This window comes from Pseudomonas sp. MONT-RG-20F-20-E-7-02 (assembly GCF_022662395.1).
Taxonomy (GTDB): Bacteria; Pseudomonadota; Gammaproteobacteria; order Pseudomonadales; family Pseudomonadaceae; genus Aquipseudomonas.
Genome location: NZ_JAKNQN010000040.1, coordinates 1 through 430, shown reverse-complemented (window position 1 = coordinate 430; position 430 = coordinate 1). Strand labels below are relative to the sequence as shown.

Here is a 430-nt window from a genome sequence, read left to right as displayed (position 1 = left end):
GGTAACCGATCCGAAGGCGGCTGAAACAGCCATCACCGATTCGATCGACAACACCACGGTTTCCCTCTCCGCCGACAAAGCCTCGGTGGTTGAAGGCGGTGAGATTACTTACACCGCGACCCTGACTAACAAGGCGCAAACCGACGTTACCGTTACGCTTTCGAATGGTCAGACGATCACCATCAAAGCGGGTGAAACCGTTGGCTCGACGGTGTTCCAGACGCCGGCGAACGACGTTTACAACAATGGCAGCACCGTCAGCACCACCATCGCCAAAACCGAAGGCGGTAACTTCGAGAACTTGGTGACCGATCCGAAAGCGGCTGAAACCACGATTACCGATTCGATCGATAACACCACCATCAGCTTGACCGCTGATAAAGCCTCGGTAGTTGAAGGCGGCGATATCACCTACACCGCGACCCTGACG

1 protein-coding gene is annotated in these 430 nt (G+C 55.6%); it reads left to right on the top strand.

Going from position 1 to position 430, the window contains the following annotated elements; genetic code table 11:
* A partial coding sequence (locus tag L8I05_RS29435) for an immunoglobulin-like domain-containing protein (RefSeq protein WP_242176721.1) occupies positions 1-430 on the top strand: 430 nt, incomplete at both ends.